Origin of the sequence: Arthrospira sp. PCC 8006, assembly GCF_046480465.1 — a bacterium.
GTDB classification, from domain to species: domain Bacteria; phylum Cyanobacteriota; class Cyanobacteriia; order Cyanobacteriales; family Microcoleaceae; genus Limnospira; species Limnospira platensis.
Window position 1 is genome coordinate 19,008 of the sequence record NZ_PKGG01000034.1, and the last position, 14,992, is coordinate 33,999.

At 44.0% G+C, this 14,992-nt stretch carries 14 protein-coding genes, 1 pseudogene and 1 riboswitch; of the genes and pseudogenes, 5 read left to right on the plus strand and 10 right to left on the minus strand.

The genetic code is table 11. The features are described 5' to 3' along the window. The first annotated feature begins 50 nt into the window (after positions 1-50). Positions 51-1,889, plus strand: coding sequence for an N-acetylmuramoyl-L-alanine amidase (locus B9T16_RS07860; protein WP_410244473.1), 1,839 nt, complete (start codon positions 51-53; stop codon positions 1,887-1,889). A gap of 756 nt (positions 1,890-2,645) precedes the next feature. On the opposite strand, the gene cobJ is transcribed toward B9T16_RS07860, so the two are convergent. From cobJ to cobG, 4 genes are all read right to left on the minus strand, one after another. Beyond that, entirely contained in the window at positions 2,646-4,094 is a 1,449-nt protein-coding gene (gene cobJ, locus B9T16_RS07865) for a precorrin-3B C(17)-methyltransferase (protein WP_410244474.1), read from the minus strand. A gap of 31 nt (positions 4,095-4,125) precedes the next feature. Continuing rightward, on the minus strand, positions 4,126-4,830 hold the full coding sequence (gene cobI / locus B9T16_RS07870; RefSeq protein ID WP_035737196.1) for a precorrin-2 C(20)-methyltransferase: 705 nt from the start codon (positions 4,828-4,830) through the stop codon (positions 4,126-4,128). Beyond that, on the minus strand, positions 4,827-5,456 hold the full coding sequence (locus tag B9T16_RS07875) for a precorrin-8X methylmutase (RefSeq protein WP_006619514.1): 630 nt from the start codon (positions 5,454-5,456) through the stop codon (positions 4,827-4,829). The genes cobI and B9T16_RS07875 overlap by 4 nt, the downstream gene beginning before the upstream one ends. A gap of 25 nt (positions 5,457-5,481) precedes the next feature. Next, the gene (cobG, locus tag B9T16_RS07880; RefSeq protein ID WP_315642792.1) at positions 5,482-6,930 is read right to left on the minus strand and encodes a precorrin-3B synthase; all 1,449 of its coding nucleotides are present in this window, start codon (positions 6,928-6,930) and stop codon (positions 5,482-5,484) included. Then, positions 6,901-7,042, minus strand: a riboswitch (adenosylcobalamin (AdoCbl) riboswitch). It overlaps the preceding gene by 30 nt. Positions 7,043-7,068: 26 nt before the next feature. On the opposite strand from cobG, the gene B9T16_RS07885 reads away from it, so the two are divergent. Next, positions 7,069-8,295 (plus strand): bifunctional cobalt-precorrin-7 (C(5))-methyltransferase/cobalt-precorrin-6B (C(15))-methyltransferase, encoded by a 1,227-nt coding sequence (locus B9T16_RS07885; RefSeq protein WP_006619512.1) that lies wholly within the window; start codon positions 7,069-7,071, stop codon positions 8,293-8,295. Positions 8,296-8,307: 12 nt separating this feature from the next. On the opposite strand, the gene B9T16_RS07890 is transcribed toward B9T16_RS07885, so the two are convergent. Continuing rightward, positions 8,308-9,063 (minus strand): cobalt-precorrin-6A reductase, encoded by a 756-nt coding sequence (locus B9T16_RS07890; RefSeq protein WP_410244477.1) that lies wholly within the window; start codon positions 9,061-9,063, stop codon positions 8,308-8,310. A gap of 117 nt (positions 9,064-9,180) precedes the next feature. After that, positions 9,181-10,479: a glutamate-1-semialdehyde 2,1-aminomutase gene (hemL, locus tag B9T16_RS07895; RefSeq protein WP_410244475.1), complete on the minus strand. Its 1,299-nt coding sequence runs from the start codon at positions 10,477-10,479 to the stop codon at positions 9,181-9,183. A 97-nt stretch (positions 10,480-10,576) separates the two neighbouring features. On the opposite strand from hemL, the gene hisE reads away from it, so the two are divergent. Next, complete coding sequence (hisE, locus tag B9T16_RS07900; protein WP_410244476.1) at positions 10,577-11,179, plus strand: phosphoribosyl-ATP diphosphatase; 603 nt, start codon at positions 10,577-10,579, stop codon at positions 11,177-11,179. Then, on the plus strand, positions 11,176-11,436 hold the full coding sequence (locus tag B9T16_RS07905) for a hypothetical protein (RefSeq protein ID WP_006619508.1): 261 nt from the start codon (positions 11,176-11,178) through the stop codon (positions 11,434-11,436). The genes hisE and B9T16_RS07905 overlap by 4 nt, the downstream gene beginning before the upstream one ends. Positions 11,437-11,457: 21 nt before the next feature. On the opposite strand, the gene B9T16_RS07910 is transcribed toward B9T16_RS07905, so the two are convergent. The 4 genes from B9T16_RS07910 to B9T16_RS07925 form a co-directional block, all read right to left on the minus strand. Continuing rightward, the gene (locus tag B9T16_RS07910) at positions 11,458-11,877 is read right to left on the minus strand and encodes a response regulator (RefSeq protein ID WP_035736417.1); all 420 of its coding nucleotides are present in this window, start codon (positions 11,875-11,877) and stop codon (positions 11,458-11,460) included. Between the two features lie 230 nt (positions 11,878-12,107). Continuing rightward, positions 12,108-12,953 carry a transglutaminase N-terminal domain-containing protein gene (locus B9T16_RS07915; protein WP_014275628.1) on the minus strand — a complete coding sequence of 282 codons (846 nt, stop codon included), beginning with the start codon at positions 12,951-12,953 and terminating at the stop codon, positions 12,108-12,110. A gap of 112 nt (positions 12,954-13,065) precedes the next feature. Further along, positions 13,066-14,046 (minus strand): alpha-E domain-containing protein, encoded by a 981-nt coding sequence (locus B9T16_RS07920; protein ID WP_006619505.1) that lies wholly within the window; start codon positions 14,044-14,046, stop codon positions 13,066-13,068. A 56-nt stretch (positions 14,047-14,102) separates the two neighbouring features. Then, entirely contained in the window at positions 14,103-14,279 is a 177-nt protein-coding gene (locus B9T16_RS07925) for a hypothetical protein (protein ID WP_410244478.1), read from the minus strand. A 78-nt stretch (positions 14,280-14,357) separates the two neighbouring features. On the opposite strand from B9T16_RS07925, the pseudogene B9T16_RS07930 reads away from it, so the two are divergent. Continuing rightward, positions 14,358-14,992 (plus strand): annotated as a pseudogene (locus B9T16_RS07930) (hypothetical protein); the annotation flags it as partial.

Genomic DNA, 14,992 nt, shown 5'->3' on the forward strand with positions numbered 1-14,992 from the left:
GCCTTTTGAAAAAATCCATAGCAGTGAGACCATTAGAATTGTTAGCACTTATGAAAAGAATTCTATTAGGATTAATAGTTTTTGCTTTAGTGATGATCACTCCAGCATTAGCAGAAAAGCCTTTATTTGTAGCGTATCCTCCTAACCAACATAGGACTATATCCGATCGCATTTTTCTAATTGGCACCGCCGCCCCCCATGGTGAGGTATTAATCAATGGTCAACTTATCGATCGCAGTCAAGGGGGACATTTCGCCCCCAGTTTTCCTCTGGAATTAGGGGAAAATGAATTTATCCTGCGCCACGGTGATCAGGAAATTCGGCGCACTATTACCCGGATTTCTAATCAACCACCTATCCCCGATGGAATAGCGTTTGTGCCGGAATCCTTGAGCCCTTCTAGCCCCATTTCCCGACTGCCAGGGGAAATGCTTTGTTTTAGTGCGATCGCACCTCCTAACGCCGAAGTTTCCGTGGATATTGCCGGGGAAACTATCCCGCTATTTAAGCAAACTGAAAGTCGGCAACTTCCTGATAATAAGGCGGTTTTGACTGGCACGAACCAACCTATAAATATAGGGGGAAAGTTCGGGGGATGCGCCACTATTTCCCCAGATACTGATTTTGCTGATAATCGGAAGGCGATCGATTTAGGTCAACCCCGATATCAACTTATTCTCAATGGTGAAACCGTCACCCAAACAGCCACCGGAACCGTGTCTATTTTGTCTCCGACTCAATTTGAAATCGCGGAAGTAATTGTCGATGCAGGGGTCGCCAGAACCGGACCTAGCACTACTTATTCCCGTCTAACTCCCCTCCCCAAAGGAACCAGGGCGCGCATTACTGGTAGGGATGGAGATTATTTACGTCTGGACTATGGTGGCTGGATAAAAGCTGATGAAACGCGGCTTTTCTCTGGTTCCATTCCTCCTAATTCAATGATTCGTAGCGCTAGTTCACGCCGAGATGGACAATGGACTAAGGTTTATTTTCCTTTACAAGTTCCGGTTCCTATTAGTATTCAACAGGGCGATCGCACCTTAACGATTACTCTGCATAATACAACTGCCCAAACTGATACTATCCGCTTTGATGATAACCCATTAATTGAACGGATGGACTGGCAACCAGTTCTCTCACCCATGGGAGACACTCAAGCGGCGGTTCAATATACTTTCCATTTTAGAACTTCTCAGCAGTGGGGATATGAAGTTAATTATGCGGGCACAACTTTAGTTTTATCCCTTAAACATCCCCCCGAATTAGGTGCCTTAGATAATGCTAGTTTTCTGGCATCTATTCGCCGGGGAAGACCTCTAACGGGGGTGAAAATTTTACTAGACCCCGGACATGGTAGCGATGAGGATTTAGGGGCGAGAGGACCCACAGGATACCCAGAAAAAGATGTCGCTTTGATCATGTCTTCTTTATTGCAAAGTGAATTAATTAAACGGGGTGCAACCGTGTTTATGACCCGGGAGGGTGATGATGATTTATGGCCTCATGAACGGGTGGAAATGATTAATCAACAAAAACCGGATCTGGCTTTGTCGATTCATTATAATGCTTTACCGGATAATGGAGATGCTATCAATACCAAGGGAGTTGGGATGTTTTGGTTTCATCCCCAAGCCCACAATTTAGCGGTTTTTCTGCACAATTATTTAGTGGAAAAATTGGATCGACCTTCCTATGGTGTGTTTTGGAATAATCTCGCCCTAACTCGTCCTTCTGTTACCCCTTCGCTATTATTGGAATTAGGGTTTATGATTAATCCCGAAGAGTTTGAATGGATTATTAACCCGGTTGAACAGCGGAAATTAGCGACTACTTTGGCTGATGCTATTGTGGAATGGGTAGAGTCCAGGGTGGCAGGTTCCGCATAATGAATAACGTAGGGGCGGGTTCTGCTGTTAATTATGTCGGACTACGAGGGTATAAATAAACCCGCCCCCACCCGGTGATTAATTAATAATGGATAATTGTCGGGGCGGGTTCTGCTGTTAATTATGTCGGACTACGAGGGTATAAATAAACCCGCCCCCACCCGGTGATTAATTAATAATGGATAATTGTCGGGGCGGGTTCTGCCAGTTTCTCGTCTCGCCACCAGAGGATTAATAAACCCGCCCCCACCCGGTGATTAATTAATAATKGWTAATTGTCGGGGCGGGTTCTGCTGTTAATTATGTCGGACTACGAGGGTATAAATAAACCCGCCCCCACCCGGTGATTAATTAATAATTGTTAATTGTCGGGGCGGGTTCTGCTGTTAATTATGTCGGACTACGAGGGTATAAATAAACCCGCCCCCACCCGGTSATTAATTAATAATTGTTAATTGTCGGGGCGGGTTCTGCTGTTAATTATGTCGGACTACGAGGGTATAAATAAACCCGCCCCCACCCGGTCATTAATTAATAATGGATAATTAATAATGGATAATTGTAGGGGCGGGTTCTGCTGTTAATTAWRTCAAACCACCAGGGTATAAATAAACCCGCCCTATCTGGGGTTCTGCTGTTAATTAAATCAAACCACCAGGGTATAAATAAACCCGCCCTATCTGGGKTTYTGCTGTNTAATTATGTCAAACCACCAGGGTATAAATAAACCCGCCCTATATGGGGTTCTGCTGTTAATTATGTCGGACCACCAGGGTATAAATAAACCGGCTCTTTGGGGAAAGGTGGATAATGGCGTGGTGTGTAAATCCACTGCTGGTTTTGGCTTTGGTTAATGATGCGAGTTTGGCTATTGCCAATTAAAATTATGGTTCGCATATCGGCATCTTTAATGGTTAATTGTTCCAGTATTTTGACGGTGACGGTTTCTCCTTTTCTGCCTAAATTGCGGGCTAATATAATGGGAGTTTGGGGAGACCTCCACTTTAATAATATCTGTTTTGCTTGGTCAAGTTGCCAGGTTCTTTTTTGAGAAACAGGGTTATAAAATGCCATGGCTAAATCGGCTTGGGCGGCTAATTCAATGCGGTTGATAATGACATCCCAGGGTTTGAGAATATCTGATAGTGAAATGACGCAGAAATCGTGTCCTAATGGTGCGCCAACTCTGGCGGCGGCGGCTTGCATGGCGGAAATACCTGGACAGACCTGGATAGCGATCGCCTCCCATTCTGGTTTGGCTTTGGTTTCTAATACTTCAAATACCGCTGAAGCCATGGCGTAAATTCCTGGATCGCCCGAAGAAATTAACACCACTGAACGCCCTTGAGCAGCTAAATCTAAGGCGGTCTCCGCCCTATTTAATTCTACCCTATTATCAGATTCATGGCGGATAATTTCGGGTTTTCTTAAAAATTCAACTAGGTCTAAATAAGTTTTATAACCCACCCAATCACTGGCATTTTCTAAGACCTCACGCACTTGGGGGGAGAGCCAATAAAGGCTTCCGGGTCCCGTGCCAATTATGGCTAATTTACCAGTGATTTCGGGTGAACTCTCTAACTGATAAATTAAGCGATCGCCCCTAGTTTCAAAAGTATCTATATCTGGTTTATCTACAATTTCAATGGTCAATTTTCCCTGTTCAGAAAAGGGCAATTGACTATTTTCTAACCAGGGTGCATTCCCCAGCAATTTAACTTGTTCTCCCGCCAACAAATCGGAAATAAAGGTTTTGGCCTCATCAGGATTAATCAATTTATAACCCTTGGGGGGAGATAATAAAGCTGTTTTAAATCGAAGTTCTCCCGTTGTGGTAATAGCCGGAGAAACCTGCAAGAATTGGGCAATTTTACGCGCCAAATCATTAACCCCTTGTAAACCTCCTAAAAGTGGCACCACAGCGCTACCATCTTCAGCCACAGCTAAAACCGGAGGTTCCTGCCATTTATTGATTAATAATGGTGCGACAGTGCGAATTAAAATCCCCGCCGCACAAACCCCAATAATGGGGGTTCCCGTTTGGAAAAGTTCCCGCACCGTATCCCCAAAATTATCATAGGTTAAATCAGCCGACTGGGTGCGTTTGGGAGAACCATAGATAATCCCATGACCTAGGGCTTTTTGAATTTTCTTAGCCACATCAAGACTATTTTCGGTTAAAATAATAATGGCTGGTTGGTTCATAACTTAGGGATAATTCAGGGTTAATTATGGGTTATTTGGGCAGATTTTGACTAGGTACTAAAATTAAGGACCAGTAGGTAACTGAGTTATGGTCAACTTCTGTAATGGGGATAATTGCCTGATTTTTCCAAGTAGCGCGTTCAATATATAAAGCCCTTTGTAGTAGTCCTAAATCTTGCAATATTTGATAAACTTTAGCAAAATGCCGACCTAATTTCATAATGGCGGCTGCATCAGCTACGGAGAGGCGATCGCGTAATATATCCGCCTCTAATGTAGCCGGAAGAATCGTAAAGACATCATTGCGATAAGTTATCGGTACTCCCAACATAGCAGCACTTGCCATCACTGAAGAAATCCCCGGTATAACCTCAATTGCAAACCGCCCAGATAAGCGATTAAAAATGTACATAAACGTACCATAAAGCATCGGATCTCCCAGGCACAAAACCGCCACATCTCTGCCCTCGCTAAGATGTTCGGCAATTTTTTCCGCCCCAATATCATAATAAGGCTGTGACGATCGCTGCACACTAAAAGGTAGGGGGATAGGAATTTCAATCTGATCAGGAGAGATAAAATCGGCAACGATCGCCCTTGCTAAAACCTTGCCATTTTCCAAACTGGGATAAGCAATCACCGGGACAGTTGTTAAAATCCGATGTGCTTTTAAAGTTAGTAATTCCGGATCTCCCGGACCAATTCCCAACCCATAAAGTCGCCCTAATTTAGTCATAATTCATTTTCCTTTGCTAAAGCATTTACTGCCGCCGCTGCGATCGCACTACCACCGCGCCGCCCATGCAGTGTAATAAATGGAATTCCACGGCTATTAGATGCCAATTCAAGTTTCGACTCTGCCGCCCCGACAAAGCCGACCGGAAACCCTAAAATCAGTGCAGGTTTCACTAAACCATCATCCAACATTTCTAGCAGGTGAAAGAGGGCAGTCGGTGCATTACCAATTGCTACCACCGCCCCTTGTAAATTATCCCCCCATAACTCCAATGCCGCCGCCGACCGAGTATTATTAATCTGGCGGGCGATATCAGGAACATCTGGATGATTTAGGGTGCAAATAATCGGGTTATTTTTAGGTAAGCGTTTTTTGGTAATTCCCCTAGCCACCATCATAGCATCACAAAAGATAGGTTTTCCCTCCTGTAGTGCCTCCCGTCCGGCTTTAACCGCATCTTCTGAGGCGTTTAAATCTCCGACAATATCCGTCATTCCGCAGGCATGAATTAGCCTAACTGCGACATGGGATAAATCATCTGATAAGCCTTTAAAGTCCGTTTCATCCCGAATTATTCCAAAGGATTTCTGATATATTTGGTTGCCGTCACGAAGGTAGTCTATCATCAGCAAATTTCTAGGTAATTAGTTATTAATTTAATCCAGGATTTTGGCGCAAAAACTCAGCCAAAAATTTGGGTATTTCGGTAAACACTCCCTCAAAAATTTTGTGTTTTAAGGATTGTTGACCATCCCCGATATAAACTTGGTAGCCTTCCATAGTTTCGCCATTCTGATTAATTGTATGCCCTAAAAGGGTAATTTCTGCGGGACTAGGTTGAGCGCAAAATTTAGGGCAGCCGGTTACATGAATATTAATAGGAGTATCTAAATTTAATCGCTGGTGGAGATATTCTGCTAATTGGGCGGCGTGAGTTTGAGTGTCGGTAAGTGATGCGGCACAGCCAGGCTTACCACCACAAGCAGCGATCGCCACTTGATTTGACTCAATTTCCGCGAAGCCTAATAAGGATAGTTTCGGCAATAATTGGCTAATTTTATGATGGGGAATATTTGGCATTATAATTGTTTGCCAAGGGGTTAATCTTAACTCGGCATTACCAAAGGTTTCGGAAAGTTCGACTAATCCTAACCATTGTTGTGCATTAATTTGTCCTAGGTGTAATGATATCCCAATATAACACAATTCGGCGTTTTTTTGGGGATAAATTCCCAAATGATGATAGGGTTTGCTAGGGGTAGGTTCAGCGGATAATATCGGCAAGGGCTGGGTTAGTTGGCTGTTGACTTGCTGGATATATGTATCTAATCCTAGATTGTCAATTAGCTGTTTCATCCGAGGCTTTTTCCCGGTATCTAAGGGATTTTTTCGGACATACTCCCCATAGACATTAATAAGGGTAGCGACTACGGATAAACATTGTTCTGGCTTGATGACAAGTTGAGTATTATATAGCTTTTTATCTCCGGCGATCGCCAACTGAAAATCAATGCCATTATCCCCACCATTTACCGAGATAGCATTAAGTTGAATCTCATTATATCGATGTTCCCAAGCCACCGGAGAACGCATACCAATTCCCACTGTTCCCCCTCCATCAACTCCGATGCTAAACTTAGGACTAAGTTCGCCAATTAACGGGTGATTTTGAATCAGATCATCCAAGGCTTTAATCAGGGGACGAGTATCAACTAACTCCTGACTATCAATTCCCGCCGTCGGACTACCCATAACATTGCGTAGGTGGTCTATGGTGGGATTTTTAGCGGCTAAATCTAATTGTTGCAGCGTATCAAAAACTGCTAGACTTGGCGCTTTTTGCACTCCCCGAATTTGTAAATTAGCGCGATTAGTTACTTGTAGCTTGCCTCCCCACTCCGTTAATAAATGACCCAAAAATTTACCCTGTTTACTATTAATCAATCCTCCCGGAGTCCGAATGCGGATTAAAAAACCATCCTGGGCGTGGGTTCCATAAAATAGACCCGGACAAACATTTGCTTTAACTAACCAATTCATGGTGATTTTTTTCTCCATGCGACGCAGAGAATGAGCCGCAAAATTAGCTGATTTTGACAACTCATCAATAACTTGTAGTTGGCATTCTGACTCAGAAAATTGTATTACAGTTGCGGCACAGTGTCGGAATCTCACCGAACTTTCCCAACTACAAGCCCAAATACTATATCATGAATACTGGTATTTTAACTATAAATTATGGTGAGCAGGGATTTTTCCCATAAATGGTTATCAATTGTAGGAATTGGGGAAGATGGGTTAGAAGGGTTAAGCGCCACGGCGCGATCGCTTTTATCTATGGCTTCAGTAGTTGTCGGTGGTCAACGTCATTTAGCAATGTTACCCCCGGAGGATAACCGAGAAAAACTCCTCTGGACTTCTCCTATTGATGAGTCGATCGCAGAAATTATCCGCCGCCGTGGTCAACCCGTCTGTGTTTTAGCCAGTGGCGATCCGATGTGGTATGGTATTGGCGTTACCCTTACCCGTCACCTTCCCATTGAGGAAATTACTATCATTCCTTCTACTTCCACATTTAGCCTAATGTGTAGTCGTTTGGGTTGGTCTTTAACCCATGTGGAAACCCTGAGTTTATGTGGTCGTCCTGTAGCTTTATTAAATGGCGTAATTTATGGGGGTGCGCGTCTATTAATTTTAAGTGCAAATAGTCGCACTCCCGCCGCCGTGGCTGAACTCCTAACACATCAAGGATTTGGTGATAGTTTAATCGTCGTTTTGGAACATTTGGGAGGCAAAAAAGAGCGACAAATTTCCGGTTTCGCTTCCTCTTGGGATGTTGACGAAGTGGCTGATTTAAATGCGATCGCCGTGGAGTGTATTAGTTCTAATCCGGTTAAATTTTCCCCTCGTTTATCGGGACTTCCTGACAGCGCCTATGACCACGACGGACAGTTAACTAAACAGGAAGTGCGAGCGATTACCCTCAGCCGATTATCCCCCCTACCGGGACAACTTTTATGGGATGTCGGTGCAGGTTGTGGGTCCATTGGTATCGAGTGGATGAGAAGCGATCGCCGTTGTCAAAGTATAGCCATAGAAAAGCATCCCAGGCGCTTACAATATATTGCTGATAATGCCACAGCTTTAGGAACGCCTCACCTAAAAATTATAGCAGGAAAAGCACCGGAATCATTAATTAATTTACCTTCCCCGGATGCCATTTTTATTGGTGGTGGTATTACTACCCCATGTCTGTTAGAAACCTGTTGGGAAAAATTGCGATCGGGAGGTCGTCTAGTGGCTAATACCGTCACAGTAGAGAGTGAGTTAATTCTGTTAAAATGGCATCATCAATTAGGGGGGGAACTTACCAGAATTGGCATTGAAAGAACCGCAGCCATTGGCAGTTTTTTAGGCTGGAAACCCTTAGCTACTGTCACTCAATGGTCAGTGATTAAACCATAACTAAAATCCCCTTTATTGTTTCTGTAACCAAGCGATCGCCGACTCAATATCAGCCACCGTTTCCCCCATAGGAATGGGAGGACGTTGCACCATAACCACAGGTAATTTTAACTCTCGCGCCGCCACAATTTTGGCGTAGGTAGCATCACCGCCACTATTTTTACTAACAATTGCACCCAGTTGATATTCCCGCAAAATTGAGAGTTCATCTACCACCGAAAAAGGCCCCCGTTGTAACAATAATTCCCCCCTAGGTATAGGTAAATTAGGCTGAGGGGGGTCAATCATCCGCATTAAAAACCAGATATTTTTAACTTCAGCATAGGCGGAAAGTTCCTGACGACCAATAGTTAAAAATACCCGTTCAGCTAACCCTGGTAAAACCATAGTAGCCTGTGAGTGACTATCCACCTCAACCCAGTTATCGCCGGGGACTTTTTCCCAAGCCGGACGGACAACCATTAACCGTTTAATTCCACATTCATTAGCTGCTATAGCCCCATGATCAGAAATTTGTGCAGCAAAGGGGTGGGTAACATCAATTAAAATATCAATTGTTTGTTGTTTTAAGTAGTCGATTAAACCCTGAACACCGCCAAAACCCCCAATCCGAAAAGCCGCCGGGTCTTTCGGGGTAACTGGCTGTTGAGTGCGACCTGCAAAAGAAGCGATCGCCTCTATATTCGCCATAGTTTTCACCCGATTATATAGGGATGTCGCTTCCGCAGTTCCTCCCAAAATCAATAATTTTTTACAGTGATTAATCATCCCCATCAACAGGTTAACATTAGCCCCACACACCCCAGCCAAAACCAGGTTTTATATGAGACCTTCAGAGTTCACCAAAAATCCCATACAAACCCAGCTATTGACTGGCAGAATTATCTACAGACCAGATAAAACTTCCCGCGCCGCCACCAGAGTTTGATCAATATCTTCCTCAGTATGCACAAAAGAAGTAAAACCGGCTTCAAATTGGGAAGGAGCCAAATAAATACCCCGTTCTAACATACCTCGATGGAAGCGGCCAAACTTAGCCAAATCCGACTTTTTAGCATGATCATAATTATGAACAGGTCCCTCCGTAAAAAAGAACCCAAACATCGCGCTAATTTGCCCACCACAGGCCGCATGACCTGTTTCTTTAGCAATTTCCAATAAGCCATTACTCAGCTTTTTGGTAATTTGGTCGAGATATTCATAAGTCCCCGGCTTTTGCAATAATTCCAGAGTCTTAATTCCCGCCGTCATGGCTAGGGGATTTCCCGATAGAGTTCCAGCTTGGTACATGGGACCTGCTGGGGCGACCATAGCCATAATATCCTGACGACCGCCATAGGCTCCCACAGGTAAGCCACCACCGATAATTTTACCCAAAGTGGTTAAATCTGGGGTGACACCAAATTTTTCTTGAGCCCCACCGTAGGCGATGCGGAAGCCAGTCATCACCTCATCAAATACCAGTAAAGCGCCATTGTCCTCGGTCAGCATCCGCAAACCTTCCAGGAAACCCGCATCAGGAGGAATAAAGCCAGAGTTGCCTACAACGGCTTCTAGGATGATACCTGCGATTTGACCGGGATTTTCCGAAAATAGTTTTTTGACGGCTTCTAGGTCATTGTAGGGGGCGGTGAGAGTGTTTACAGTCACGTTTTTAGGTACACCGGGAGAATCGGGTAAGCCGAGAGTCGCCACACCCGATCCGGCTTTGACTAGGAACATATCCGCGTGGCCGTGGTAGCAGCCCTCAAATTTGATGATTTTTTCGCGACCCGTAAAGGCTCGCATTAGCCGCAGTACGGACATACAGGCTTCCGTACCCGAGTTAACAAATCTGACCATTTCGATGCTGGGAACGGCATCGATCACCATTTCTGCTAAAACGTTTTCTAGGGCACAGGGTGCGCCAAAACTGGTCCCTTTTTCGAGAGCCTCGTGGAGGGCGGCGATTACTTCTGGGTGAGCATGACCGCAAATAGCTGGCCCCCAAGTGCCAACATAGTCAATATATTGGTTCCCGTCAACGTCCCAAACATATGCTCCTTTGACGCGATCGAAAACTATGGGTTGACCGCCAACGGATTTAAATGCGCGTACTGGGGAGCTAACCCCCCCTGGCATGATTTTTTGGGCGGCGCTGAAGATTTCTTCAGATTTGGTTGTTTGTAATGGGGTGCTTACCACTTTAATCTCCTTATGGTTAGATGTTCCGATGCTTTAGTGCCAAATTTGCCAACGGTGAGGACACAAAATGATATTCTAAACAGTAGTGGTGTTTTTTATGACATTTATTGGAGTTATGGCAGCCGGGAAACCCCCAGAATTAGGGAATCTGATTGATATTGATAAAATTCGTTACGATGAGCAGGGCCTGGTAGCGATCGCCATTCAGGATATCTTAAATGGTGGCGTTTTGGCTTTGGGGTCAATGAACCGAGAGGCGCTACAGAAAACCCTGGTGACTCAACAACTGTGGTGGGTTCAACAGTCACAGGTTCAACTTTGGCATCCTGATATTATGCCCGAGTCCATTCGCTATGACCACCAAGGCAATTTTCTGGTGGCTGGGGTGGCTCATTCTCCCTCCCAGTTAAATGGCTCTGCTGGGCATACTTTGGCGGGTTTGTTTCAGGTAATTTGCGATCGCCGAGATCATCCTAATTCCCAGTCCTATACCTGTAAGTTATTTGCGGGGGGAGATAATAAGATTCTCAAGAAAATTGGGGAAGAGGCGGCGGAAGTAGTTATGGCTTGTAAGGATGATGAGCCGCAGGCGATCGCCTCAGAAGTAGCCGATTTATTTTATCATTCCCTCGTGGCTCTGGCTTATCATCAGGTGGATTTACGAAACGTTTATGAACAGTTAGAAGCACGTCGTCAATGAGTAAATTAACTCCGATTTCCTTAACGGTTCATTATATCAATGGGGAGTCCTACCAGTTTGAGTTTATGCCTCATCAAACCTTGCAGGGCAGCCCTATTAATCCTCTGCAACAGATTTTGGGTTCCCATGAAATTATTATAGAGCTAGAGGATCGTTTGTTAGTAATTCCTATGGAAAATATACAGGCGATCGAGATTTCTCCACCCCCTAGTATTTTACCTGATACCGCTATTCGTCATGCTGAACAGGTAGATTAATGACGTATTTTAAAACCTCTATCATTGTTCATTTTCGGCTAGGACATCCCCCGCAATTGTGGCTTTAATTTGGTTAATAAAGGCTTGATGATCGATAATGGGTTTGGGGATGTAACCATCAGCGCCACTTTGGGCCAGGAAATATTCGCGATCGCTTTCATCCCCTTGGGCTGTCACTAAAATCACTGGCAAACTAGCAGTTTCGGGATTAGCTTTTAGCATTTGGGTAATTTTAATACCATCAATGGGTTGACCCTCATAATAACTATTGTTGAGATAAATATCCATCAAAATCAGATCAGCTTGTTTAGAAGTTGCCATATTGATCACAGTTTCCACGTCCTCAGTATGACAGGCAAGCATCCCACCTTTACGGGTGATAATTCTTTGAAAGATCTGCCAATTAATCGGATTATCTTCAACTACTAAAATAGTTTTCATATTTTCACCCTCATTTGCAGAATTATAGTGAGTCAACATACAGGCTATATGATCAGGATATTCTGTTACACTGATTCTGTCGATCTGAATAAGCTCAGGATTTTCAGGTGATGACTATGGTATCTGATGCCCATTGAGAGGCGAAAAGGATGGAAAAGTTCGGGATAATTAAATTCCTTACCTAGTATAGCAGTGGTATCGGTTGTTGATGTGACTGCTAAAATACTTAATCAACAGAGTTTTTCAATGGATAAATCATATTTCATGTGAGAAGATGCCCCTCGCCCCCGAAAACTGCCGTTGATGGGACTAGCATATTCAGGAATGGCACTAGAAACCAGGGCGATATTGCGATCGCTTATAGCTAAATTTTGGGTGGGGTCATAACCGCGCCATCCTCCCCCCGGAAGATAAACCTCAGCCCAGGCGTGAAGATGGCGATCGCTATTATTGAGATCCCCTTCCTGATAGCCACTAACAAACCGAGTCGCCAAACCCATCGCCCGACAAGCCTCCATAAATAAAACCGTCAGATCTCGACAGGAACCCGCTTGCTGTCTCCAAGTAATTCCGGGGGGGAAAGCCGCCCCAGTTTCCCGAATAGTATAGCGACAAGTTCGATAAATCCGTTGATTTAAATCACTTAAAAACGTGAGAACTTCCCCCCGGGAACCATGCCAAATTTCCTGGGCTAATTGCACCGCCGCCGGGTCAACTCTCCCTTCTATATAAGGCTGTAAATGTCTTAAAATCGGTGCCGGATAATCGGCGATCGGCAATCTCATCGCCCAAGGTTCCAGCAAATAGTTAAAGGGGTTATTACAATAGGTTTCCACTTGGGAACTGACTTTAATCTTTAATTCTTTCGTGGGTTCATCAAACCACAATTTCAGGACATCATTACCATTTAGGTCAACAATTGCCGAAATTCCTTTCGGTTCGGGAACCACATCAATAGCAAAATTCTGTAGAGTCTGAAAGGCATCAGAACGGGGTCGTAAGCGGACGATATGGGGGGTTAATTCCACATACTTAGTATAGGTGTATATGGTGGTATGAACAATCTTATAAATCATCACTGTGTCAGGGGTATTTCAATTAGGAACAGGGCTGACGAGGTACAGCCCCACCCCACCCCCCAGTTAGTGGGAATAGGTGGGGAAGGAGAGAGGCATAATTATATCACTGTCAACTTACTTGACTTTGACTAGCTGTTTCCGGCATAGGTTCCAGGGCAAAAAATGTTTCAAACGTTTTCTCTTGAATCATATTAATCCGGGTTTGCAAATTATCGAGAAATTCATGTAATCCCCGATTCATAATCTCATCAATCATGATATAGTCCAACTCCGATCGCAAACGTCCCAACTCCAGGTCTACGGGATTTTTCCAAGTTCCCGGCCTAGTTCCGGTAATATGTTGAAGCGATCGCTCTGCCTGTAATATGCAATACTGAATCGAGCGAGGAAATTCCCGATCCAAAATCAGAAATTCTACCACACCAAAAGGGGTAATCCGGTGTTGTCGGCGTTTACGATACATCTCATAAGCACTAGCAGATTTCAGCAAAGCGATCCACTGAATTTCATCCAATGTAGTGCCCACATCCTCCACAGAAGGCAGCAAAATGAAATATTTAACATCCAGAATCCGAGAAGTTTTATCAGCCCTTTCTAGCATTCTTCCCATCCTTCCAAAATGCCAGCCCTCATTATGAGTCATAGTCGCATCCATAACCCCAACAAATAAATGGGCTTGCTGCTTCACCTGATTAAAAAACTCCGGCAAATAATAGGAGCTATCCCCCATAGCAGCATCTCGCACCATCATATAAAACTCATTGACCTGTTCCCACATTTCCGAGGAAATAATTTCCCGGACAGATCGCGCATTTTGTCGCGCCAACCGCAGACAAGATAAAATCGAGTTAGGATACTGATTATCAAAAGTCAGGAATTGAATCACATTTTCAGCGGTCGCCTCTCCGTAGCGTTCCTTAAACAGTTCTAAATCCCCAGTAGTTAACACCAAAGGTCGCCATTGTTGCTTCATTCCCGAAGGAGAGTCCAACAACAAATTTTGGTTAACATCAACAAATCGGGCAATATTTTCAGCCCTTTCTATATAGCAATTCAGCCAATAGATAGAATCAGCAACACGACTGAGCATAGTTTTTTCGACTCAAAATGTAACGACAATTGTGGCTAACAAAGTTACCGCCAAGATTAGAATAAAACCCAAGTATCCTTACTGCCGCCCCCTTGGGAAGAGTTCACCACCAAAGAACCTTTTTTMATAGCCACTGTTATTAATGATTCTAAAATAGTCCCGTTAAATAACTCTATGGCGTTACTCCAGTTAGCAGCGTTTATATTAGCCGCGATATTTTTAACACCTCTCATGATTTCCCTTATTTAATGGATTTAGTAACATAATTATACTATCATATAATACTATTAAACTTAGTACAAAACGTTAATATGGTTAGAGACAGACGGACGATTAGAGACAAACCAAAGGTTAGACCTCGCTCGGGAGTTAGATATGACACAGCTCCCTTTAGATTAAACGATGACCCCGGTAAACTAGGAGACCCGTTTCGAGGTTGGACTGGAGACCMATACGGGAGGGAATTAGATACTCGAAACAAATTTATAAGTGATTCTAAATATGTAGCTCCTGAATACTGGGATGCAGATGAATATCACAAAAAAAGAGAAGCTGAAGAAAGGGAAAAAAGAGAGGATATTAAAAAAGAGGCAACTGTCAAGGAACCACCAAACAGAGATGAACCAAAGGGAGGAAAAAAACCTAGGGGAAAGGGTGGCGCTGGTAGAGGTTTTGGCGGTCCTAATAGCGGTGACGAGGTAGATGATGATAAAGGAAGGCGACCAGGCGATAGTTCAGATGATGATTCAGATGATGATTCAGACAATGGAAATGGCGGAAATGGCAATATCGGTTGTACCATAAAAGCTAATGAAAAGTACAGCGTTGAAGAGTTCGACAGACAAATGGGTAGCGGGGGATGCTGTAATCCTCCACCAAGTGGAAGTAGCATCACTTTTTTTAGTCATATGGATTGGAGGTGGGGAGAAACTCCTCAACCAACAGG